Origin of the sequence: Synechococcus sp. H70.2 (assembly GCF_047462275.1) — a bacterium.
In the GTDB taxonomy this organism is placed as follows: Bacteria; Cyanobacteriota; Cyanobacteriia; order Thermostichales; family Thermostichaceae; genus Thermostichus.
The window spans coordinates 299573-322522 of record NZ_JANSIU010000001.1; the positions used below are offsets into that span (position 1 = coordinate 299573).

22 protein-coding genes are annotated in these 22950 nt (G+C 60.0%); 13 read left to right on the plus strand and 9 right to left on the minus strand.

Features of this window, described 5'->3' with window-relative positions; all coding sequences use genetic code 11:
• Nucleotides 1-36 precede the first annotated feature (36 nt).
• The 3 genes from NW822_RS01515 to sufR form a co-directional block, all read right to left on the minus strand.
• Nucleotides 37-618, minus strand: a complete 582-nt coding sequence (locus tag NW822_RS01515; protein WP_414403283.1) for a tRNA-(ms[2]io[6]A)-hydroxylase — start codon at nt 616-618, stop codon at nt 37-39.
• Between the two features lie 140 nt (nt 619-758).
• Nucleotides 759-1829, minus strand: coding sequence for a 3-deoxy-7-phosphoheptulonate synthase (locus NW822_RS01520; RefSeq protein ID WP_414403284.1), 1071 nt, complete (start codon nt 1827-1829; stop codon nt 759-761).
• 298 nt (nt 1830-2127) lie between these two features.
• On the minus strand, nt 2128-2838 hold the full coding sequence (gene sufR, locus NW822_RS01525; protein WP_414403285.1) for an iron-sulfur cluster biosynthesis transcriptional regulator SufR: 711 nt from the start codon (nt 2836-2838) through the stop codon (nt 2128-2130).
• A 169-nt stretch (nt 2839-3007) separates the two neighbouring features.
• Here sufR and sufB point away from each other — a divergent pair, with 169 nt between their 5' ends.
• The 6 genes from sufB (at nt 3008) to NW822_RS01555 (ending at nt 9308) form a co-directional block, all read left to right on the plus strand.
• Complete coding sequence (sufB, locus tag NW822_RS01530; RefSeq protein WP_414403286.1) at nt 3008-4444, plus strand: Fe-S cluster assembly protein SufB; 1437 nt, start codon at nt 3008-3010, stop codon at nt 4442-4444.
• Between the two features lie 67 nt (nt 4445-4511).
• Nucleotides 4512-5285: a Fe-S cluster assembly ATPase SufC gene (gene sufC, locus NW822_RS01535; protein ID WP_414359190.1), complete on the plus strand. Its 774-nt coding sequence runs from the start codon at nt 4512-4514 to the stop codon at nt 5283-5285.
• Nucleotides 5282-6589, plus strand: coding sequence for a Fe-S cluster assembly protein SufD (gene sufD / locus NW822_RS01540; RefSeq protein WP_414403287.1), 1308 nt, complete (start codon nt 5282-5284; stop codon nt 6587-6589). Before sufC ends, sufD begins: the two co-directional genes overlap by 4 nt.
• A 361-nt stretch (nt 6590-6950) precedes the next feature.
• Nucleotides 6951-7400, plus strand: a complete 450-nt coding sequence (locus NW822_RS01545; protein WP_414359186.1) for an AbrB family transcriptional regulator — start codon at nt 6951-6953, stop codon at nt 7398-7400.
• Between the two features lie 114 nt (nt 7401-7514).
• The gene (locus NW822_RS01550) at nt 7515-8903 is read left to right on the plus strand and encodes a 1-acyl-sn-glycerol-3-phosphate acyltransferase (RefSeq protein WP_414359185.1); all 1389 of its coding nucleotides are present in this window, start codon (nt 7515-7517) and stop codon (nt 8901-8903) included.
• Between the two features lie 204 nt (nt 8904-9107).
• A complete protein-coding gene (locus NW822_RS01555) occupies nt 9108-9308 on the plus strand; it encodes a hypothetical protein (RefSeq protein WP_414359183.1) in 201 nt (66 codons plus the stop codon).
• A 291-nt stretch (nt 9309-9599) separates the two neighbouring features.
• Here NW822_RS01555 and NW822_RS01560 read toward each other — a convergent pair whose 3' ends face one another.
• Together NW822_RS01560 and pyk are read right to left on the minus strand one after the other, a co-directional pair.
• Entirely contained in the window at nt 9600-9866 is a 267-nt protein-coding gene (locus tag NW822_RS01560; RefSeq protein ID WP_414403288.1) for a hypothetical protein, read from the minus strand.
• Between the two features lies 1 nt (nt 9867).
• Entirely contained in the window at nt 9868-11709 is a 1842-nt protein-coding gene (gene pyk / locus NW822_RS01565; RefSeq protein ID WP_414360019.1) for a pyruvate kinase, read from the minus strand.
• Nucleotides 11710-11861: 152 nt separating this feature from the next.
• Between pyk and NW822_RS01570 the strand changes: the two genes are divergently transcribed.
• A complete protein-coding gene (locus NW822_RS01570) occupies nt 11862-12104 on the plus strand; it encodes a hypothetical protein (RefSeq protein WP_414403289.1) in 243 nt (80 codons plus the stop codon).
• A 3-nt stretch (nt 12105-12107) separates the two neighbouring features.
• Here NW822_RS01570 and NW822_RS01575 read toward each other — a convergent pair whose 3' ends face one another.
• Together NW822_RS01575 and NW822_RS01580 are read right to left on the minus strand one after the other, a co-directional pair.
• Nucleotides 12108-13325, minus strand: coding sequence for an anion transporter (locus NW822_RS01575; RefSeq protein WP_414403290.1), 1218 nt, complete (start codon nt 13323-13325; stop codon nt 12108-12110).
• A 21-nt stretch (nt 13326-13346) separates the two neighbouring features.
• Nucleotides 13347-14855 (minus strand): UbiD family decarboxylase, encoded by a 1509-nt coding sequence (locus tag NW822_RS01580; protein ID WP_414403291.1) that lies wholly within the window; start codon nt 14853-14855, stop codon nt 13347-13349.
• A gap of 489 nt (nt 14856-15344) precedes the next feature.
• Between NW822_RS01580 and NW822_RS01585 the strand changes: the two genes are divergently transcribed.
• Entirely contained in the window at nt 15345-16367 is a 1023-nt protein-coding gene (locus NW822_RS01585; RefSeq protein WP_414403292.1) for a D-alanyl-D-alanine carboxypeptidase, read from the plus strand.
• Nucleotides 16368-16526: 159 nt separating this feature from the next.
• On the opposite strand, the gene hpf is transcribed toward NW822_RS01585, so the two are convergent.
• Nucleotides 16527-17102 carry a ribosome hibernation-promoting factor, HPF/YfiA family gene (gene hpf / locus NW822_RS01590; protein WP_414362056.1) on the minus strand — a complete coding sequence of 192 codons (576 nt, stop codon included), beginning with the start codon at nt 17100-17102 and terminating at the stop codon, nt 16527-16529.
• 527 nt (nt 17103-17629) lie between these two features.
• Here hpf and NW822_RS01595 point away from each other — a divergent pair.
• The 5 genes from NW822_RS01595 (at nt 17630) to NW822_RS01615 (ending at nt 21989) form a co-directional block, all read left to right on the plus strand.
• Nucleotides 17630-18856, plus strand: coding sequence for an aminotransferase class I/II-fold pyridoxal phosphate-dependent enzyme (locus tag NW822_RS01595; protein WP_414362054.1), 1227 nt, complete (start codon nt 17630-17632; stop codon nt 18854-18856).
• 45 nt (nt 18857-18901) lie between these two features.
• Nucleotides 18902-19678 carry a hypothetical protein gene (locus tag NW822_RS01600; RefSeq protein ID WP_414403293.1) on the plus strand — a complete coding sequence of 259 codons (777 nt, stop codon included), beginning with the start codon at nt 18902-18904 and terminating at the stop codon, nt 19676-19678.
• A gap of 241 nt (nt 19679-19919) precedes the next feature.
• Nucleotides 19920-20339 (plus strand): hypothetical protein, encoded by a 420-nt coding sequence (locus NW822_RS01605; protein WP_414362051.1) that lies wholly within the window; start codon nt 19920-19922, stop codon nt 20337-20339.
• Nucleotides 20340-20389: 50 nt separating this feature from the next.
• Nucleotides 20390-21211 carry a DUF2993 domain-containing protein gene (locus NW822_RS01610; RefSeq protein ID WP_414403294.1) on the plus strand — a complete coding sequence of 274 codons (822 nt, stop codon included), beginning with the start codon at nt 20390-20392 and terminating at the stop codon, nt 21209-21211.
• 151 nt (nt 21212-21362) lie between these two features.
• Nucleotides 21363-21989 (plus strand): GerMN domain-containing protein, encoded by a 627-nt coding sequence (locus tag NW822_RS01615; RefSeq protein WP_414403295.1) that lies wholly within the window; start codon nt 21363-21365, stop codon nt 21987-21989.
• Nucleotides 21990-22068: 79 nt separating this feature from the next.
• Here NW822_RS01615 and NW822_RS01620 read toward each other — a convergent pair whose 3' ends face one another.
• Nucleotides 22069-22929, minus strand: coding sequence for an arginase family protein (locus NW822_RS01620; RefSeq protein WP_414403296.1), 861 nt, complete (start codon nt 22927-22929; stop codon nt 22069-22071).
• Between the last annotated feature and the right edge of the window lie 21 nt (nt 22930-22950).

Here is a 22950-nt window from a genome sequence, read left to right on the forward strand (position 1 = left end):
CAGGCCTCTGCCTTCAGGTTGCCGCAAGGGAAGGGGTTAGCTATGGACACGTGGCTCAGGGTGAAGGGTGGAGAGGATCTCAGCTTCCACCTGCAGCAGGGTGTCCAGCCGCTCCTGCACTTGCTCAGCGGGGAACTGCTCCAGCGCCAGCTCGAGGTACAGCTGCCAGTGCCGCTCTTCAGCCGCTGCCAGCCACAGGTAAAACTGGCGCAGTTCGGGATCGAGGAGGTGAATTCCCAGCAGGCCCAAGCGTTCGTGGCTGCGAGCCTCGATGATGGCGGCCACCAACAGCGTATCCAGAAGATGCTCTGGCTCACGGCGGCGCAAGTGTTGGTTGAGGCGGCTAGCGTAGGGAGCAGCCGACAGGGGCCTAAAGGGGATCCCCAGCCGCTGCAAATGGCGGTGGACTCGCTCAAAATGCTGCAGCTCCTCCCGCGCCAGTGGCGAAAGGGCTTCCACCAGCCGCCCGTTGGCTGGGTAGCGAAAGAGGAGACTGAGGGCGTTACCCGCCGCTTTTTTCTCGCAGTTGGCGTGGTCCAACAAAATAAGGTCAAGGTGATGGGTGGCCTGCTCAATCCAGGCCTCAGAAGTGGGGGAAGCCAGTTGGAGGGTAACCACAGGCTCAAGAAAAGCAAAAAAGGTTTTGGCAAGAACGGTCCCCTTGGAACAGGGGAAGAGGGACAACAGGATCTTAGCGCTGCCCCTCTCCCCTGGAAGACCTAGACAACTCTAGACAAGGCTGGAGCTTGTCCAAGGGCTCAATGGCTCAGGGCCAGGGCTTTCCCCGCCACGGTTGCCGCCATCTCCTGCAGGAGCTCCTCTGTCTCCTCCCAGCCAATGCAGCCGTCAGTAATGGAGACACCGTACTGGAGCGGCACTCCCTTCTGCCAAGTTTGCTTGCCCGGCTTGAGGTTGCTCTCCAGCATCAGTCCCATCAAGGCCCGCTGCCCTTCTTGGTACTGCCGCAGCACTGCTCGACAGACGGCTCCCTGCTGGCGGTAGTCTTTGTGGGAGTTGTCGTGGGAGCAGTCCACCATCACTGAGCGCGGGATCCCTTGATCCTTCATCAGCAGGGCCGCCCGCGCCACATCCTCCGGCCCATAGTTGGTCTTGCCACCACCTCCCCGCAACACGATGTGGCGGTCAGGGTTGCCAGTGGTTTTTACCAAAGCCGTCCTGCCGTCTTGGCCAATGCCCAGGAAGCTGTGGGGGTGGCTAGCGGACAGGATGGCGTTGAGGGCAATCTCCAGCCGTCCGTCGGTGCCATTTTTGAAGCCCACGGGCATAGAGAGGCCACTGGCCATTTCCCGGTGGGTCTGGCTTTCAATGGTTCTAGCGCCGATGGCTGCCCAGCTCACCAGATCTGCGGTGTATTGAGGGGTTACCGGATCCAACATCTCCGTGGCGCAGGGCAAGCCCAGCTCGTTGATCTGCAGCAGGATGGAACGGGCCAGTTGCAAGCCGGTGGCGATATCACAGGAGCCATCCAGGTGGGGATCGTTAATCAGCCCCTTCCAGCCCACTGTGGTGCGCGGCTTCTCAAAATAGGTGCGCATCACAATCACTAAGTGCTCGCGGGTTCGGTCGGCTACCCGCTTAAGGCGATGGGCGTACTCCAGGGCCGCTTCGGGATCGTGGATGGAACAGGGGCCGACAATCACCACCAAGCGATGGAGGTCCCGTCCGTGGATGATGTCGCGGATAGCCTGCCGCGTGGAGAGCACCACTTGGGCTGCCCTTTCTGTCAGGGGCAGCTTGGCCTTGACAGCAGCAGGGGTAATCAAGGGAGTCACCTCTTGAATGTTGCAGTTGTCGGTTTGGGGGGGCATAGCACCGTCCTTATCGTTGCAACTGAGGAACTGAATCACCGAGCCATCAAAAAGGCCCTGGGACTGGGCCCAGGGCTTCAGGACGGACTCGAGTAAACCTAGGTTCTGAGTTTACGCGCCACCCTTCCGCCCTGGTCGTTGCCAGGGAAAGGTAAAGTAGCCAAAAAAGGGAGCGCGCCAAAGCATTGGCCTGCACTGAAAGTTCGCTAGCCTGCTATGACTATACCCGAAAAAGTTTTGTTTGACATCCCCTAGGACGGGATCCCGATCAATCCAGCCAATTTTCCCCGGCCGATCTTCAAGCTAAGCTTGCCCTGGCAATCCAGTAGCCGCACTGGTGCTCCCCCTTGACCTGCCAGGTGAGGCGCTCCACCCGGCAATCGGGCAGGGCGGCGGCAAACATCTCCAGCTCGTGGCCGCAGATGCTGGGAAAGCGCTGGGCAATCTGGGCGATGGCGCAGTGGTGCTCCACGAAAACATATTGCTCGACATAGTGCTTAGACCCCTCTGCTGCAATCGGTGCAGCCAGGTCGGCAGGATAGGGGTAGTACTCCGCCATGTAGCCCTCTGCCTGGCGCAACTGCACCAAGCGCTCCAGCCGCTCGGTCAGGGATCCAGAGCCTATCTTGGCTCGGTACTCCTGGGCTTTGCGCTGCCACTGCTGCTGGAGTAAGGATCCCATCTGTTCCGCTCCCAGAGTTTCAGCCAGCGTGTTGAGCAGGCCAAGGGCAAACTTGTCGTAGCTGGCAGGGAATTGCGCTTCCCCCTGGGGGCTAAGCTGATAGAGGTGTTGGGGGCGGCCCAGGCCACTGGGCTGTGCGACATGGTGGATCAGTCCCTCCGCCTCCAGATCCTTGAGGTGGCGGCGAGTTGCTTGGGGAGAAATGCCCAGGTGCTCTGCCAAAGCCTGGGCGGTGGCCTGCCCCGCCTTGCGCAGGTAGATCAAAATGGCCTGCTTGCTGGAAAGGGGTTGCGTAAACGGACCGCTGATCTTCCGCGCGCTCTCCACCCTTGCCCTCCTAGTTGGACTGGGTTTACTCAGCTGCCGCTGCCAGCCCCGCTCTCTGCTACTTTGACAACGGGATCATTCCTAAAGTAACCTGAGGATTAGCTAAGCAACAACCATGTTGTTTTAATTGGCCACCAGTTTTGCCCCTGTCCCTAACCGAGAGCTATCCATGTCTACGAGCGTCCGCACCCTGGTTAGCCAGCCTTACAAGTACGGCTTTGTTACCGACATCCCTTCTGAGTCCATCGGCAAAGGCTTAAACGAGGACATCATTCGGCAAATTTGGGCCAAGAAGGGAGAGCCGGACTTTATGCTGGAGTTTCGGCTGCGGGCCTACCGCCAGTGGCTGAAGATGAGCGAGCCCACCTGGCCAAACGTCACCTACCCACCCATTGACTACCAGAACATCGTCTACTACTCTGCTCCCAAGGTAAAGGAGAAGAAAAAGAGCCTCGACGAAGTGGATCCCGTGCTGCTGGAAACCTTTGAGAAGCTGGGGATCCCTTTGTCGGAACAAAAGCGGCTGGCTAATGTTGCAGTAGACGCCATTTTCGACAGTGTCTCAGTGGCCACCACCTTCCGGGAGAAGTTGGCCAAGGAAGGGATCATTTTCTGCTCCATGTCGGAGGCGCTGCGGGAGTATCCTGACTTGGTGCGCAAGTACCTGGGCACGGTGGTACCTATTACCGACAACTACTACGCGGCGCTGAACTCGGCAGTGTTTAGCGATGGCTCCTTTGTCTATGTGCCCAAAGGGGTGCGCTGCCCAATGGAGCTTTCCACCTATTTCCGCATCAACAACGGCGAGTTGGGCCAGTTCGAGCGCACCCTAATCATTGCTGACGAGGGATCCTACGTCAGCTACCTAGAAGGCTGCACGGCTCCCATGTTCGACACCAACCAACTGCACGCAGCGGTGGTGGAGCTGATTGCCCTAGACAATGCCGAGATCAAGTACTCGACGGTGCAGAACTGGTATGCCGGCGACGAAAACGGCAAGGGCGGCATCTACAACTTCGTGACCAAACGCGGCCTCTGTCAGGGGGCCAACTCCAAGATCTCCTGGACGCAGGTGGAGACCGGCTCTGCCATCACCTGGAAATATCCCAGTTGTGTGTTGGTAGGGGAAAACTCGGTGGGCGAGTTCTACTCAGTGGCCCTGACCAACCACTACCAGCAGGCCGACACGGGCACCAAGATGATCCACATAGGCCGCAACACCCGCAGCAAGATCATCTCCAAAGGCATCTCGGCAGGGCACTCTAGAAACAGCTATCGTGGCCTGGTAAAAATTGGGCCAAAAGCAGAGGGCGCCCGCAACTTTTCCCAGTGCGATTCTCTCTTGATTGGGGATCAGTGCAGTGCCAACACCTTCCCCTACATTGAGGTGCAAAACAACACTGCCAAGGTAGAGCACGAAGCTTCCACTTCCAAGATTGGAGAAGAGCAACTGTTCTACTTCCAGTCGCGCGGCATTTCTGTAGAAGACGCCGTCTCCATGATCATCAGCGGCTTCTGCCGAGAGGTGTTCAACCAATTGCCGATGGAGTTTGCCGTCGAGGCGGATCGGCTGCTAAGCCTGAAGCTGGAGGGATCCGTTGGCTAGATCCCCGACGAGTACAATTGGGGGCAAGCCTGCCCACCCCTACTTCGACCCAAGAGTAACTGCTGACATGATCCGGGAAAACAGCCCTGTCATCTTATCTGTCCGCGATCTCAGGGCTGAGATCGACGGCACCCCTATCCTCAAGGGGGTGAACCTGGAAATCCGGGCCGGTGAAATTCACGCCCTCATGGGTCCCAATGGCTCCGGGAAAAGCACCTTCTCCAAGATCTTGGCCGGCCACCCGGACTACCGGGTAACAGGAGGTGAGATTCTCTATCTAGGCAAGAACCTCTTGGAAATGGAGCCGGAGGAGCGGGCCTGGGCTGGGATCTTTTTGGCCTTTCAATACCCCATCGAGATTCCCGGAGTGAGCAACTTGGACTTCTTGCGCGCTGCCTACAACGCCCGGCAAAAATATCGGGATCAGCCGGAAATGGATCCCCTTGAGTTTGATGACTTCGTGCGCCAAAAGCTGGGTCTGGTCAAAATGGATCCGGCTTTTTTGGAGCGCTCCGTCAACGAAGGGTTTTCTGGCGGTGAGAAAAAGCGCAACGAGATCCTGCAGATGGCCGTGCTGGAACCCACGCTGGCTATTTTGGACGAGACGGATTCTGGCCTGGATATCGACGCGCTGCGCATCGTTGCCCAGGGCATTAACCAACTGGCTGGTCCTGAGAAGGCTATGCTCCTCATTACCCACTACCAGCGCCTGCTGGAGTACGTGACCCCTGACTATGTGCATGTGATGGAAGGGGGGCGCATTCTCCTTAGCGGCGATAAGACCTTGGCGCTGGAGCTGGAGAAGCGGGGCTACGACTGGCTCAAGGAGGAGGTGGGATGAGCGCTGCGGTGCCCAAGTCCTCGGTTCGAGATGGGGGCGCTGAGCGCTTTGGCCGTTCCTTTCTAGAGCACATCCTCCGCCAAATTCCGGAGGTGGAGGATCCCCATACCCCTCTGAGACAGCAGGCCCGCGCCCAACTGGCGGAACTGGGGATCCCCACCCCCCGCGAGGAAGACTGGAAATACAGCGACCTCTCGCCGCTAGTGGCCCACACCTTTCGCCTAGCCGGCCCTGGGGAGCCAGGTCTGGAGGTAGCCGCTCTTGAGCCCTGGCTGTGGCCGGAAAGCCGTTACAGCTATGCCGTCTTTGTCAACGGCTACTTTGCTCCCCACCTTTCTAACTTGAGCGGCCTGCCCTCAGCCCTGCGAATTACTCCCCTAAGCCAGTCGGCTCCTGGATGGTTGCAAACCATCGCCAAGGTCGACGTCTTCAGCGCCCTCAACACCGCCCATCTAGGCGATGGGATCCAGATTGAGCTGCTGCCCCAGCAGGAGGTTTTGCCGCCCTTGCACCTGCTCTGGATCACTCTGGCCCCAGAGGGAGAGGCGGTTTTGGCCCAGCCCCGCTGCCTGGTAACTTTGCAGGCTAACACTGCCCTCACCCTCATTGAGGATCACGTCTCGGGGGGGGCAGGGATTCCCTTTGGCAACGCCGTTACCGAGATTGCCCTGGCCGAAGGAGCCCGCCTGCACCATGTAATCTTCCAGCGGCAGGGATCCCAGGCTTTTCACATCAACCAAACTGCTGTGCGCCAGGGTCGCCACAGCCACTACCGGCTGCAGGTCCTGCAGTGGGGATCCCAGTTTTCCCGCCACAACCTGGAGATTGCCCAGGTGGAGCCCCAGGCCCACACCCACCTGCAGGGGCTGACCCTGCTGAAGGGATCCCAGCACAGTGACACCCACTCCCGCTTGAGGCACCAAGCCCCCCAGGGTAGCAGCCGCCAACTGCACAAGTGCATTGTCGACGAGACAGCCCGTGCGGTCTTTAGCGGGCGCATTCTCGTCAGTCGAGAAGCCCAACTAACCGACGCAGCCCAAACCAACCGCAACTTACTCCTAAGCCCCAAAGCGCGGGTGGATACCCGGCCCCAACTGGAGATCTTTGCCGACAACGTCAAATGCACCCACGGAGCCACCGTGGGCCAACTGGAGGCCGAGGAGATCTTCTACCTGCAAAGCCGCGGCATCCCCCTAGCCCAAGCCCGCCAACTGCTCACCTACGCCTTTGCAGCCGAAATCCTCGAGGGGATCCCTGTGGCTCAGCTTCCCTCTCTGGTAGCCCAGCAGTTGGGGCCTGGCTAAATTGCCTTCCCATTGACAGCTAACCGTTGCAAAAGGAGGGGCCGTAGCCCATAGCCGCGGCCACGGGTCTCTGCCCTGCCTATGGTGGAACGGTCTGTGGCTGACGGCAGGGGGCCTTCCCTGAGCCATTTGGGCAAAATCAATCCCATCTCTCTGCTGCTGAAGTTCCAGAAGCCAGGCTAGATTAAGCACTTCTTGCACCCCTCTTTATCCAGAGGCAGAACATCCATTGAATGCCCCCTTGAGAAGAGCCTTTCTCCCCTAGAGTGAAATACGACCCGGAACGGAGTCGCAAACTTTTGCTTGCAGAAGTACGTCAGGAGGTTATGATCTCTTAGAGAGGGCTGTAGGGTATTAGAAAATGTCGGATATACCACCACAACCTCTAACCGGGAAGGCTCTATTGCAGAAGATAGAGGCTTTGGGGCACCTGCCTCGCCGGGAAACGGCAAAGCGCTGTGGCTACGTAACCGTGACCAAGAACAACAAGCTCCGCGTCAACTTAAATGCTTTTTATGATGCGGTGCTGGCGGCAAAAGGTCTGAGCCTCGGCCCCAGCTCTAGCCGGGAAAAGCGCGGTCGCGAGCCCTCCTTTCGCGTCAGCGTTCACAAAAATGGGCAGATCATCATCGGGTCTGCCTACACCAAACAGATGAATCTCAAGCCTGGCGATGAGTTCGAGATCCAGCTGGGCTATAAGCACATTCACCTCAAGCAGGTGTTAAACGGCCAGGTCATGGAGGACGCAACCTCAGAAGAAGCTCCCCCCAAAAAGACGCGGGGCTCCCGGAAAAAAGCGGCAGGAGGTTGAAGGCCTTCTCAAGAGAGGGGATCCAGTGGAGCAGCAGTGCCTCTTTAGCCTTCCCTATGATGGGATCCAAAGCATAGGTTTACCGAAGGTGCCGATCCTAGACTGAGGATCCCTATGCAGCAGACCGTTCAACCTCCCCTCCAGTTTCTGCCGCCGCGATTGACGCCGTGGGTAGTTCGTTTTGTGCAAACAGGCTTGCCTTTTTGGTTGCGCTGGGCCAAAGGGATCCCGCGCGTTGAGGTGGATGGGGGCGAGCGGTTGGCTCAGCTTTATCAGCAATTTGAGGCGGGCAAGATTCGCCTGTTGGTAGCCTTTCGCCACCCCACTCTCGACGATCCCCCCTGCCTGCTGTACTTGTTTTCCCATCTTCTGCCGCAGCTGGCCCGACAGCAGGGGATCCGCCTCCAGCGGCGGCCCCACGTCCTGTTTGTCTACGACCGCGGCCTGCCGCTATGGCTGGGGGCCATTGCCAGTTGGGGCTTGCCCCGGCTGGGTGGGATCCCGATTTTGCGGGGCCGTCTAGATCGGGCGGGGCTGAAGAGCTCTCGCGAGCAGTTGGTCTCGGGCCCCTATCCGTTGGCAGTAGCACCCGAGGGGACAATCAACGGCATGAGTGGGCTGCTTAACCCGCTGGAGCCGGGGGTAGCCCAGTTGAGCTTTTGGGCCGTGGAAGATCTGCTCAAGGCGGGGCGGCCCGAGGAAGTGCTGATCCTACCGGTGGGCCTCCGCTACTACTACTTGAAGGATCCCCGGGCAGCCCTCGATAGGTTACTCCGCCGCATGGAGGCCGATTGCCAGCTGCCGACCAGGCGCTCCGCCCATGTTGGCCAAGGCTTTCTCATGGCCCGCTTGCTCCGCCTGGCTGAACATCTCATTCAGATTATGGAGGGCTTTTACGAGCGCTTCTATGCTCCTACTTTGCCTACTGCAATTCGGATCAAGCGGAGAGAGGGAGGGGATCTGCGGGCACGTCTACAAAGCTTATCGGATCTGGCTCTGCGCGTGGCTGAGCAGCGCTTTGGCCTACAGCCGCAGGGAGACTTCATCGAGCGGCGGCATCGCCTCGAACAGGCAGGCTGGTCCTGGATCTACCGGGAAGATATTTCCAATATTGCTACCCTCTCAGCTGTAGAGAAGGGGCTGGCCAATCGCATTGCCTCTGAAGCCACTTTCCACCTCTGGCACATGCGCTTGGTGGAAACCCTGATGGTGTTTGCTGTCCGTCCCCTACCTGAGCGGCCTAGCCTGGAGGAGCTGGCTGAAACCGCACTGCGACTGTGGCACCTACTGGCTTGGATCAAAGGCCAGAATCCCCTGAGTGCTCCTCCCCCTCAGCTGGGACCGCGATTAGCCCGTTTCCGCATTGGAGATCCCCTCTCAGTTTCAGAGCGCTGGTCCACCTACCAGGCCAACCGCCGGCAAGCTATCCAAGCTCTGACGCAGGAGCTGCAGGCGGCCATGGAGCGACTCCTGCCCTCCCCTACGGCTGTTCCCGCTGGCTGACTCAGGGTTGCGCCGCGAACGGGGTCTGCCAGCCCCTCCCCCTTAGCCCAGCTTTCCCTGCTAGGACAGAAGGTTTTTTTGCAGCATTTTGGGCCCGCAAGACGAATCTTTGCATTACCTGACAGGAAAGTGAAGGAAAAGGGAAGCTCCCGGCACTTGCGGTAGAAAGGGAGCAAGGGATATCAGGCAGGCTGGCCTTCACCTATGTCTGAGGAGCTGCTCCGCGCCATTCGCAAACGCGATCTTGAGGCCGCTACGTTAGCTGTGCAGCAGCTGCGTTCTCAACGTCTTAGCGAGGCGGCGATTACCTCAATAGTGATGGTGGCCGTGGAGCGGTTAGCTTGGGATGAGGGTGATCGGGCTGCCGCTAGGTGGTTGCTGCGTCGCTGCGCTCGACGGCGCTGACAGGGATCCCCTCCCCTTCTAAGGGGGCTATCCCTGGCTCTGTTTCCAAGGTGCCGATGGCCGCCTCTGAGCTCTGCTGATGTGGTTAGGGTCTCGGCCAGTTTCACTAGTTTTCGCTGGGGTTGTCGGGTTTCTTGTTGGATCTTCCTCGAGGAACATCAACCTCCGAAGACAAGCTGAGCGGTAGTCGGAGAGGCCCATGCTTCTTTGCTGCCCAAGCCAGACTTCTGGTAAAGCAGAGACGCGCTGGGAGCGAAGCCGAAGTCATGGGCGTCTTTGATGGCAGCCAGATCAGCGCTCAAGAAGACAAACTGCCATCCGTCTTTCAATTTGCTCTTTGCGGAACTCGCGACTGGCGTTCTCTTGGCCATCGGTTACCACCACCATAAGCACCCTGGCAGGGCGATCTGCTTCGCCAAGTTTGCTGAGGCTGCTTTCCAGATCGTTGATGCCGCGACCTATGGCATCCAGCAAGGGAGTGAAGGCCCGCGGCACATAGGTCTCGCGGGTTAGCTCGGGAACTGCGGCGATGGGCTTGAAAGGGATCTTGCGAGTCAAATTAAAAACCCAGGCCGTCTGCTCCTGAAGTCACCGTGCCTTTTTCTGGGTCTAGGGTAACGATGGCCCCGTCGCGGATAAGGCGTGTGGCATCTTTAACCCCCACCAGCACGGGCACTCCCAGTCGCAGAGCAATGACAGCTGCATGGGAGGAGACGCCGTCCTCTTCGGTAATGACTCCAGCCGCCTGCTTGATTGCCTCTACATAGCTGGCATCGGTGGTACGGGCAACCAGGATGTCGCCGGGGGTAATCTTGCTGGCATCGAGGCTGGAGCGAAGGATACGGGCTGGGCCACTGACAGTGCCTTTGCCAAATCCTCTGCCTCTAGCTACCACCGCCTTCACCACCTCTACCTTGATGAGGTCAGTGGAACCAGAGATGCCCGGTAGGGTGCCGGCACTGAGCACCACCAAGTCCCCGTCCTTGAGCAGGCCTTCTTCCTGGGCTTGGCTAATGGCAGCTTGAAGGGTCTGGCGGGTGGTAGGCAAGTCCAGAACCAACAGGGGCCGTACCCCCCACACCAACTGCAGTCGCCGCGCCACCTCCACATGGGGTGTTACGGCCAGAATGGGGGTACGCGGGCGAAACCGCGAGACATTGCGGGCGGTAGCCCCTGTTTTGGTTAGGGTCATCACGGCTACCGCCTCCAGCTCTTCGGCAATCTCCCCCACAGCGCGGCTAATGGAATCGGCTATGAGAGTTTTGGGACGCAGCGAGTTATCCTCGGCAAAGCTGCCCCTACTTTGGCTCAACTCTTGCTGGGCAAGAGCACGTAGGTGTTGGCGGCGATCGGCGTAGAGGGGGCTGAAGTAGTCCTGTTCAATGCGCAGGGCAATGCGGGCCATGGTGGCCACCGCCTCAACAGGATATTTGCCCACCGCCGTTTCATTGGAGAGCATAACGGCATCGGTGCCGTCCAAGATGGCGTTGGCTACATCCGAAATCTCGGCCCGGGTGGGGCGGGGGTTGTGGGCCATGCTGTCCAGCATTTGGGTAGCAGTGATCACCGGGATCCCTAGGCAGTTGGCCATGGCAATGATCCGCTTCTGCAAAAGCGGCACTTCTTCCGCTGGCAGCTCCACGCCCAGATCCCCCCGCGCCACCATCACCCCGTCGCTAAGAGCCAGGATCTGGGGCAGTTGCTGGATGGCCTCGTGTTTTTCAATCTTGACGATGATGGGAACCCGCTTGCCGACGGCAGCCATCAGCTCCCGCACCTCCAGCACATCCGAGGGATCCCGCACAAAGCTGAGGGCCACCCAGTCCACTCCTTGGTTGAGGCCGAAATAGAGGTCTTCTTTGTCCTTTTCGGTAACGGCGCCAATGCTAAGGCGCACCCCAGGGAAATTTACTCCCTTGTGGTCGGAGAGGGTGCCGCCAACAATGGTGCGGCAAAAGAGCTCCCCCGCTGCCGGATCCACCGCCTCCACGCGCATCTCGACGCGACCGTCATCGAGAAGGATGGTTGCTCCTTCCGGCACCTCTTGGGCCAGCTTGTCGTAGGTGACCCAACTGCGCTCCTGGGATCCCAAAACGGGCTTACTGGTTAACACGAAGGGATCCCCGCTCTTGAGGGTAATCGAGCCTCCAGCAAACTTGCCCAGGCGGATTTTGGGCCCCTGCAGGTCCTGTAAAATGGCGACCTGGATGCCCAGGTCCATAGCGGTTTGGCGGATGAGGCGGATGTTGCGGCGGTGGAGCTCGTGATCCCCATGGGAAAAGTTAAGGCGAAGGGTGGTTGCCCCCTGCAGGATCATTTCCCTAAGAATGGCTGGATCGGAGCTGGCGGGGCCAAGGGTGGCCACAATTTTGGTGCGTCGAAAAGACTCGCTCAAGTGCATGGCAATCTTTCCCGGGGAGACCAAACCCAACTGCTCCCCCACGCAGGGATCCCCTTGATACGATAACCCGTAGTGTCTTTTTTGAGACCTTGCTTTCTGGGATTCCCAGTCAAGGAAAGTGGGCCAAGCAAGTTTGGGTTGGGAGTGGAGCCATGCCGGTAGCTTCTGAATACGCCTTTCCTTTCGAGCACCACCAAAAGTTTTCCCTGGATAACCCCACCATCTCCAGCCCCGGCGTCTCCAAACGGGAATACGTGGCCAGCAAGCTACTGCAAGGTATCCTAAGCAACTCCCAGACCCCCGTTGGCAACTTGTCTCCTGAGCAGCGCCAGGCCCTAGTCTATACGGCGGTGTTGTTGGCCGACGAGCTGCTGGCTGCCCTTGGTGCCCAGTAAGGCTCAGGCCTGACTTAGCCACAGCCCGCTAAACCCAAGCGTAAGCAGCGTCAGGGGCAGACCAAAGCGCAGGTGTTCCCCGAAGGTTAACACATACCCCTTCCTGGCTGCGGCCTCAACGGTAATTAAATTGGCCACTGCCCCAAACAAGGTCAAGTTGCCCGCTAGGGTGGAGCCGGCAGCTAGGAGTAGCCAGGCAGTCGTCCCCTGCAGCGGGAGCAGCGACTGCAGCAGCAGCACTGCCGGCACGTTGGAGATGAGGTTGGACAGGAGGGCAACAGCGGCCAGCAGCGCCAACGGGGATCCCGCCACCTGCTCCGCCCAGGGCCCTAGGCTGGGTCCCCAGCCGGCCAGCAGCTCTCGGGTTGCCTGCGTCAGGATAAACAGCCCAGAGAACATCACCAACAGATTCCAGTCCACCTGCCCCAAAAACCGCTCCGGCTTCAGCCGGCGGGTAATCAGCAAGAGGGCTGCCGCCAGCAGGGCCGACTCGGCTAGGGGCAAGCCGGCCACAAAAGCCCCAAACAGCCCCGCTGTAATGGCTACGCTCTTGCGCAACAGGGGTGGGTAGAGGCGCAGCGGCGTCCAAGGCGCCTGATGGATGAAGGGCTGCAGCGAGCGTACCTCGGGGTAGTAGAGCCACAGCAGCCCCACCTCCAGCAGCAGCCCCACCACGGCAATCGGGGTCATCTGGGCGGCAAACTCCAGGTAGCCAATTCCGGAGAAGGAGCCGATGAGAATGTTCTGCGGGTTGCCGCTCAGGGTGGCTACAGACCCTAGGTTGGTGGCTGCCGCCAAGCCCAAGAGATAGGGAATGGGGTTCAGCCCCAGCACAGTGGTTACCTGCAGCGTGAGGGGGGTAAACACCAGCGCCAGGGTATCGTTGAGGAGAAAGGCCGAGAGCAGCCCACTGCCAAACACCAGCATGAGCAAAAGCCCAAAGGGGCTGCGGCTAACCCGAATTAGGCCCAGCAAAGCCAACTGGAAGGCGCCGCCCTGGGACAAGCTGGCGTTCACCACCATCATGCTGAGGAGAAAGACAATTGTGGTTGGGTCGATGGCTGCCCAGGCCTGCGGCAGCGGCACCGTTCCTAGGGCAATGAGTAAAGCGGATCCCACCAGGGCAATCGTGGCCCGGTTCATGCGCAGCCGGGGCAGGGATCCTAGCCCCAGCCCGATATAGCTCAGGATCACCACCCCCCAAGAGAGTGCCTGTTGCACCTGCCAGCCTCTTAGCCCTCCCTAGAACTCGTAGCCAAATAGGCGGGGATCCGCCGGCTGCAGCTTGAGGTCCGCCAGACCATACTCGGCCCAGCGGCGATCCACCCGGCGGGCCACTTCTGGATCCGGAGCCAGGGGCTGCCGCCAAGGGGTGTCCGTTTCCGGCGGGATCTTGGTGGTGGCGTCGATCCCCATCTTGCCCCCCAGGCCCCGCTTTTCGGTGGCAAAGTCCAGGGCGTCAAAGGGATGGTCCGGCAGAATAAACACATCCCGCTGCGGGTCCACCCGCGAACACAGGCACCAGAGCACCTGGCGCGGATCCCGCACGTTGATGTCCTTGTCCACCACGATGACAAACTTGGTGTAGCTAAACTGAGGCAGGGCGCTCCAAAAAGCCAGGGCCGCCCGCCGCGCTTGGCCGGGGTAGGCCTTGTCGATGGACAAAATCGCCGCCTTGTAGCCCAGGGCCTCCATGGGCAAAAAGAAGTCCACAATCTCCGGCACCTGCTGCCTGAGGATGGGGGTGTAAATGCGGTTGAGGGCCAGCGCCATCATGTCGTTTTCTTTGGGGGGCTTGCCACTGAAGGTGGTGAGGTAGATGGGATCGCGGCGCTGGGTGAGGCAGTGGAAGCGAATGAGAGGAGCCTGCTCGTTGCGAGGGCCGTAGTAGCCAAGGTGATCCCCGGCAGGGCCGTCGGGGGCCACCTCCCCCGGCGTGATGGTGCCCTCCAGGACAATCTCCGCGTGGGCCGGCACCTCCAAATCCACCGTCTTGCAGCGGGCTAGCGGCAGTCCTTCCCCACTGTAGAGACCGGCAAACAGCCACTCCGAGAGATCCACCGGCAGGGGCGTGGCCGCTGCCAGGATCACGGCGGGATCCACCCCGATGGCCACCGCCACTTCCAGCTTCCGACCCAGGGCTGCCGCCTTGCGCAGGTGCCGTGTGGCCCCCCGCACCGACAGCCACTGCACCGTCATGGTGTTGCGGCTTTGCAGCTGCAGGCGGTACACCCCCACGTTGGGGATGCCGTTTTCCGGGTCTTTGGTAACCATCAGCCCCAAGGTCAGCACCCGTCCGGCATCGCCAGGATAGACCCGCAGCAGGGGCAGTTGGGTGAGATCCACCGCCTCACCCAGCAGCACCACCTGCTGACAGGGGGGGAAGAGATCCCGGCTGGGCCGAGCTTTGAAGACCCGAAACAGGGCCTGCCCCAGGTCCACTGCCTGGGCGAAGGTTCTGGGCGGGCGCGGCTGGTAGAGCAAGGCCAGCTTTTTCCCCAGCTCCTCCAGCTCCCGCGGCTCCTCCATCCCCAGGGCCCAGCAGATGCGCTCCACGGTGCCTAGGGCGTTGATGAGCAGGGGCATGGTGGATCCCTTCACCCGCTCAAACAGCAGCGCCGGCCCCCCGCAAGCCAAAAGGCGATCGGCAATCTCGGCAATTTCCAACTCAGGATCCACCTCCGCAGCAACACGGCGAAGCTGGCCACGGGACTCCAGCAGGGCAATGAAACGGCGCAGATCTCTGGGCATGGAGGGAGTACTTGCAGAGGCTAAGGGTTAACCGGCTCCTAAGGGGCAATCTGGCTGTGAGCAGCGCTGGTACGCCCTTGATCTTGGCCTCTCCCATGAGCTTGAGTCTACCTTGGGCAAAAGCCCCTCTTCTAGCTCTAAGGCAAACTGGGTAGCGGTAGGGCGGAGCCTTAAACAAAAAACTTGCTAGAGCCCCTAAGAGGGCAGTAGAGTAGCCTCAAGTCTTGCCGGCCCTTACCTGTCCCCTGGGAGGTTAGCATGGTGTCCATTCCAACAGGGTTGCGCTTTCATGGCCGTTGCCTCTGGGCGGGCCTTCCTTTGGCCTGCTCTTTAACCTTGGGGGCCTGCTGGAGGACCGCAGCCCTCTCTTCCACCCAGGATTCTTTCCTCCCTATCCCTACCCCGCCCCCACCCCTACCCTCTCCTAGCGGCACGCCTGGCCTTCCGCCCTGGTGGCCCCGTGAGCAAGGTTCTCCCTACGCTGCGGTTTTGTCCGGTTTTTTGCAGGGGTTGGCTGCCGAAGGAGGGGCTCTCTCGCAGCAAGGGATCCTGCTCTGGACAACCGAAGGCAAGCTGCTGGCAGAGCACCGGCTGGATCAACCTTTGCCGGTAGGGCCTTTAGATCAATTGGCCCTTAGTCTGATGGCGCTGGAAACCTGGGGCTATGAGCATCGCTTCCAGACTCACTTCTTCACCACCGGCTATCGCCTTGGCCAGCGCCTGATCGGGGACTTGGTGGTGGTGGGCGGCGGGGATCCCTATTTCCGGGAGGCCAATGTAGCTGAGCTGGCCCGCCATCTGCACAGCCTTGGCATTCGCCAGATCGACGGCGAGGTGAAGGTGGTGCCCCCCTTCCGCTTGCTGGGCCAGCCCGATGCTCTAGCAAGTGCCCGCCGGCTTGCCCAACTCCTTCGGGATCCGCAACAGCCCTACCCTGTAGCCATCGGCGGTTCTGGGTCAACGCTGGAGGAGCTGCCTGCTGAGCTCCATTGCCTGGCTGGCTATACCTCGCTGCCCCTGGGATCCCTTCTGCACATTCTCAACAGCAGCCTCGATCGGGCTATGGCGGGAGCCCTGCTGGCGGAATTGGGAGGCCCGAGAGCCCTGGTAGAGTACCTGCGGCAGCGCTTGGTGGCTGAGCCGGCCGCCCACTTGGAGGCCAGTCTCCTCCCTGCTGCAGCAGAGATTCGCCTGGAGGGGCAGGAGCTGTATCTCTCCCCCCGCGCGCTGGCCCATCTGTGGCAGCATCTGGTGGCGGCCACGGAGGGAAATCCAACGCAGATCCTGCCCGTAGCTGGCATTGGCCCCAGCGCTCTGCAGCTGCGCACCCTGCCCCCCGGCACCGTCGCCCAGGTAGGATCTGCCCCCAGTCGGCTGATGCTGCTGGGGCAGTTGCCGGATGGCACCTCCTTTGTCCTGCTCAACCACGGGCCTGACCTGGCTAGCTTGCGCCAACACCAGGATCAGTTTCTGCAGCAGGTGTTGGCCGTTGGGAAGTCTCTTAGCCGCTGAGGATCCCGCTATTGCTAGCAGAGCTTCTGCCCCCCTGACTCAGGCACCTCTAAGCCCCAAAAGTGGGGAGGGACGCCATCCAGAAGGGGGAAGTTGCAGCATTAGGCCCCACCCGCCTAGACCCAGCAGCAGGCCTGCCAAGCCTCTTGCCGCCAACCTCTAGGGATGGGGGCGGATCAAGCCATAGCCACCGTGCTTGCGCACATAAAGGACGTTGATCTCGCCATTTTCGCTGTTGCGGAACACGTAGAAGTCATGATCTACCAGCTCTAATTGCTGCATCGCCTCCTCAACCGTCATAGGAGGCATGGCGAAATACTTGGTGCGCACTACCTCAGGGGGGAGCTCCGCCTGCCGGTTCATGTTCACGGGATTCGTAGGCGGCTGCTGGGCCACCGCCACTGAAGTTTTGGGAGAATGGCGGATGCGGTGAACCCCATTGCGCTCTTTGTACTTGCGCAGCTTGCGGGCTATTTTGTCGGCCACTCGGTCAATACTGGCATAAAGGTTTTCGCTACTTTCTTCTGCTCGGATCACCGTGCCATTGGCGTAAACAGTAACTTCGGCGGCTTGGTTGGCACTGATGCGGGGGTTGCGGGCTACTGACAGGTTGACATCTACTTCAGTAGTGATCTGGGCAAAATGGCTGATAGCCCGCTCAATTTTTTCCTGGACGTAGCTGCGGATGGCATCGGTAATTTCGATGTTTTTCCCTTGGATTACAAGCTTCGCCATGGAAACTCTCCCGAGTGTGTCAGTCCACGCCTCAAGTTAGCGCCTCACCTTTGCAGGAAAGCAGCCCTTACCTCCAGAAGCGTCTCAGCCAGCCAACTAGCAAAGAGGTGCAATCAAAGTTGACTAAAGAGCAGCTTTGGCAGGGGCGCTAACCTTTGGGGTTAAGTCTAAGTTAACATCTTGCCCCTGGCCTTGAACTAGGGATTAAGAATAAATTTAGACTGCCTTAATTTTAGAGGCCCGTGGTGAGCAAAAGTCCTCTGGACTATTTGACAAGACTTCCCATCTCCCGGCCAGTTGCAAACTGCAACTGCTGGCCCTTCCGTCCTGTCGAGCAGCTCTCTTGTTTGTATAATTGTACAAAAAAGTTGTGTTGGGTACCTAGCCTAGGCCAGCTAGCAGCAGTCAAAGGAAGTGAAGAGATGTTGACTGAAGTTAAGCTTTCTATCAAGATTAAGATTCCACACTAACCCTGGCGCTAGCAGGTTCCTAGAGATTGCCCTCAAAGCGAGGTGGCAGGGATCCCGTTGAAGGTAGCTGAGCTGTTGGACAGAGCAGAAGCAGCTCTGCAGGAGCGCTTCCAGACAATAGACCAAGTTCTCAGGCAGAACTTGGCACGGGTGTTGCAGGCCTTCCGCGACCAGCAGGTGGGCTCCCATCACTTTGCTGGCGTATCGGGCTACGGCCACGACGACCAAGGGCGAGAGGTTTTGGACCGGGTGTTTGCCCAAGTTATGGGCTGTGAGGCGGCGCTGGTGCGGCTGCAGATGGTCTCTGGCACCCATGCCATTGCCTGTGCCTTGTTTGGGGTGCTGCGCCCAGGGGATGAGCTGTTGGCCATCACCGGCCCCCCCTATGACACGCTGGAGGAAGTCATTGGCCTAAGGGGATCTGGCCGAGGCTCCCTGCGAGAGTTCGGTGTTACCTATCGTCAATTGGATTTGCGGGAAGGAGATGTCGATTGGCAGGCCTTGAAGACCGCCCTCAGGCCGCAGACTCGCCTGGTCCACATCCAGCGCTCCTGTGGCTATGCCTGGCGCCCTAGCTTCTCCATTGCCCAAATTGCCGAGATGATCCAGATCGTCAAGGCGCAAAACCCTGAGGTGGTGGTCTTGGTGGACAATTGCTACGGCGAGTTTGTGGAAACCCAAGAGCCCACCCATGTAGGCGCCGACTTGATTGCGGGATCTCTAATTAAAAATCCAGGTGGCACCCTGGCCCCGGCAGGAGGCTATGTGGCAGGTCGGGCCGAGCTGGTGGAGCAAGCTGCCTGCCGGCTAACAGCGCCAGGAATCGGCTCGGAAGGAGGGGCAACTTTTGATCTCAACCGCCTACTGTTCCAGGGTCTGTTCTTGGCTCCGCAGATGGTGGCCGAGGCCGTCAAGATTGCCCACCTGGCCGCCCAGGTGTTCTATGATTTGGGCTATCCCGTCTCTCCGCTCCCCCAAGCACCTCGCACTGACATCATCCAGGCCATTCAACTGGGATCCCCGCAGAAGTTGCAGGCTTTTTGCCGCGCCATTCAAAGCTGCTCCCCCGTGGATTCCTACCTCACTCCGATCCCAGAAGTGATGCCCGGCTACGCTGATCCAGTGGTCATGGCAGCAGGCACGTTTGTTGCCGGCAGCAGCGCCGAGCTCTCCGCTGATGGGCCGCTGCGGGAGCCCTACATTGTCTATTTACAAGGGGGAACCCATCTCAGCCACGGGCGGCTGGCCCTAGAGGCTGTCTTGCAAACTTGGGAGGAGCTGTAATGGCCGCCCCCAGCCACCCTTGACCATTGAGCTCCCGAGCCTTAGATGGGGAAGTTGCCTTTTGCTGCTCAACTTTTCCGCCCTTGGGCCCTGTGGCTGGCCCTTGGTTGGGTTGCCTTGGCAGCCGGCTGTCGGTTACTAGGCCCGGGGAGAGCCCCTCTGGGATCTGCCCTAGGGAGAGGCAGCCAGACCCTAACGGGAGTCCTGGGAGCGGGAGATAAGGTTAGTCCCGGCTACGGCAGCTACTGGGATGGGATCCCTGTGGTGGCCAAGGCTGGGCAAATCCTGATTGCCGCCCTGGAGAGTGAGGAGTTTGACCCTTACTTGGAGCTCGTGGACAAGCAGGGGCGGGTGATTGGCTTTGACGATGACTCGGGCCTGGATGTCAACGCCCTCTTGGCAGTGCGGCTGCTGCAGGGGGGCACCTATACCCTACGAGTCACCAGCTTTGAGCCCCAGTCCACTGGCCCCTACCGGCTGACCTATGTCCTCACCCAGGGCAATTGGCAGCAAACCCTGTCGGGCCGTCTTGAGAAGGGATCCCCCCAGCACCCGGAAGACGGCAGTTGGATGGCGGAATACTCCCTTACCGCCCGCCCTGGCCAAATTTTGCTCGCCTTCCTAAGTAGCTCCGATTTCGATGCCTTCTTGCAATTGTTGGCTCCGGATGGAGAGGTGAGGGCTTGGAATGACGACCAAGGCGGCGGCACGGACGCCCTGTTGATTGCCTTTTTGCCCCGCGGTGGCACCTATACCCTCCGGGTCAACACCTACAAGCCAGGCCAAGAGGGGGCCTATGTATTGCAGTACACCTTGTACTAGCCCCCCAGCAGGCCAAGTCTCCCCCCTTCCTCTTGTCTTATGGCTGGAGATTGCAGAGAGGGGCAAGGCTTGGCCCCAGCTGCCGCTGCCTCCAGAGAAGGCAGGGTTGGATGAGCAGGTCCCAGGCTAGACTTAACTTAGAATGTCCTTATCCGGAGACGCCGATCCCAGCTTTCGTAATCCGGGCTGAGGATGGCAAGAGCCTGTTCCAAAGTTGATATCGGTAACGGAGGAGATTCCTATGGCCATTCCCAGTGGTCTTCCCAGCCCGCTGCCGCAGCAAGAAACTTCTCCGGGGCAAGGCAACGGTCTGAATTTGGCTCCTCGGCCTGCCAGTGCTGACCTAGCGGCTGCTCCAGAGGGGGGCCCGCCCGTGTTTCCTAGCCCTGTGAAGTTCAGCGAGGCCGAGGTTGACCAGCGACCAGTGGGGGCCTCCACCCTCAAGGTGGTGGATTACTTTGCTGACGGACGCCCAATTGCAGCTGCCACGCTAAAGGTGGTGGATACGTGGGCCGAAGGGCGTCCAATAGTTGCCTCCGGCGTTAAATTTGTCCATGACCCTACCCTTAACCGCCCGGTGATGGCAGGGGGCCTGAAGGTTGCCAAGACCTTTCTTGGCAATCGACCCATTGAAGCCAGCCCCCACAGAAGAGAGGAGTAACCTCAAAGAGATCCCCTTGCTAGGCAAGGGGGCAGGTCGCGGCGGCAAGTATGGAGCTCCTGGCAGGCCTGGTGGCGTTGCTGGCCAGTGTGGGAGGGGGGGCAGGCTATTGGGCAGAGCAGGCGGCGCGCCAAATTCTCCTGGCTCAGCTTGACAGCGCAGAGGTTTTGGAGGTGCGCATCCAGAGCCAGCCCAACTACCGCCTGCTCAATGGCCAGGTGGAGCGGCTGCTGGTGGCCGGGCGGGGACTGTATCGGGCACCTTTTCCCCGCGTAGAGCGTTTCGAGCTGGAAACCGACCCAATAGCCATCGACCCTGCTTTTTTTTTGGGGGATCCCTTGCGGCTGAGACAGCCTCTGCAGGCAGCGTTTCAGGTGGTGGTGCGGGAAGAGGATCTCAATGCTGCCCTCAACTCACCAGAGGTGCTGAGGCAGTTTCAGGACATCCAGGCAGATCTGCCCTTGGGTGGGCGCAGGAACGCACCCCGCTATTTTGAACTGCGCCAGCCGCGCGCCAAGCTTTTGGAGCCCGATCGCCTCCAACTTGCCGCCCTCTTGGTGGAGAAAGAGGGGGACAGCAAGCAGGCAGTCGAGGTGGTGTTCAACGCCGGGATCCAGGTGGAGGGTGGGCGCAGGTTGCGGCTTCAGGAGCCGGAGTTTACCATCGGCTCGGTGCGGGTTCCCGACGAGATCACCCAGGCGTTCTTGGGAGGGCTCAACCAGGTGTTTGACCTACAAGAGCTGGAAAAGCTGGGGATCCTGGTGCGGGTACTGAAACTGGAGATAGCCGCTGACCAGATGCAGGTCATTGGGTTTGCGCGGGTTGAGAATTTGGAGGCGCTGACAAGAGCCCAGCAGGTCTCCCTGCGCTAGCAGGGATCCTTGCCCAGGTCTAGCCAGGCTGGCTCGCTTTGCCAAGAGCTTTCTTCGGGGATCCAAAAAGGCTAGGGCTGGGCCTGTCTGCCGGCAGAGGGGGCTTTTCTTCGCTACCCTAGAGCTAGGGAAAACAGGGGGATTGACAGCAATGAGCCACTACGAAGGGCGTCCTACCCAACTCAGCTTCCCTAGGGTGGGGGAGGAACATTCCCCCCGACGGCGTGGCCGGGCCCTGCAGGTGGGGGTGCTTGGCTTTTTGGTGGGACTGGGGGTCATGGGAGGAGCCTGGTGGTACAGCCTGGGGCCGCGGCAAACCTTTTCCTTGTATTGGCTGACCACGGCTGACAACTCTATCTACTACGTGCAGCAGAAGCGCTCCGTTCGTGCCTTTGATGCCCAGGAGGCCATTCGCAGCATTCTGGAGGAGTTGATTGCTGGCCCCAAGGATCCCCGCCTCACCACCGCTATTCCCCCCCAGACACGGGTGCTCGACGTACGGGTGGAAGGCAACGATATTTTTCTTAATTTCTCCTCCGAATTTACGCAAGGGGGGGGATCCACAGCCATGATGAGCCGGGTTGCCCAGGTCCTCTACACGGTTACTAGCCAAAACCCTGAAGCGCGGGTCTGGATCTCAGTGGAGGGACATGCCCTCGAAGTGCTGGGGGGAGAAGGACTGATTCTTGACCAACCCCTGACGCGGGCCTCGTTCCTGCCCAGTTTCCCGCTTCCGGCAAACCCAGAGGCAGAGCCTGCTGCCGTATCGGCCTCTTGAAGAGCCGTACCCCCTGCGGTGTAGGGGGAGAGGAAACCGCAAGGCAGCGAGGGGAAGCTGGGCTCAAAAGCTTTGCAATCTACGTTTCCAGCCGTTCAAAGCTGGGGGACAGCTTCAGGGAGTAGAGACCGTAACAGGCCAGCAGCCAATTGAGAAGACGAGCTGCAACGCGGGCAGTTGGTCGCGTTGCCGATCCCACCACCACCCCTCCCAAGGAAAGACCGACTACAGGGCGAGCAGCAAAGATGGCCTCGCAAGTTTGTAACAGCTGAAACCAGCTCAGCCCCCCCGGCTCCGGGTGGTGCACTGCCGGCGCCAGCGAGGGATCCAGCACGCTACAGTCCACCACCAAAAACACCGGCTGCTCCGGCACAGCCTTCACCACCTGCTGCGGCTCCCAGGCCTCCTGGGCCCAGAAAATGGGGCTGTGGTGGTCTTTTAGCCAAGCGTAGGCGCGGGCACTGCCGCTGCGCAGCCCCACGTGCACTACGGGCAGCCTGTGTTGGTAGAGCAGCTCCACCCAGGCACCGTTGCCGTAGCTCCCATCTTGATCTGGCTGAGTCATCTCCAGGGGAGGCATTAGGTTGGCATGAGCACTGCAATGCACCACACTGAGGGCCAAGTAGTGCTTCCAAAGGGCACGAATAGCTCCCCAAGTGGCTGCCAAGACTGAAGGCAACAAAACCGGCCATTGGTGTCGCCGCCAAGCCTGGGTCACTGCCGCCTCACACATGCCATAGGGTGGCTCATCCACTAGCCCCGGCAACTGCGCCACTGCCAGTTGATCCACATCGATCCCCAGCCGCGGCTCAAAAGCACACAGTTCTGCGCCGGCGTTGAGGATGGCCAATGGGGCTTGGGTATCCGGGCCAAAGGCAGTGGGGATGAGGACAACCCTGGCGCTGGACTGGGAGCAGGGATGGAGAGACCACTGGGCCATAGGCGGCGCTCTGACTTCTCC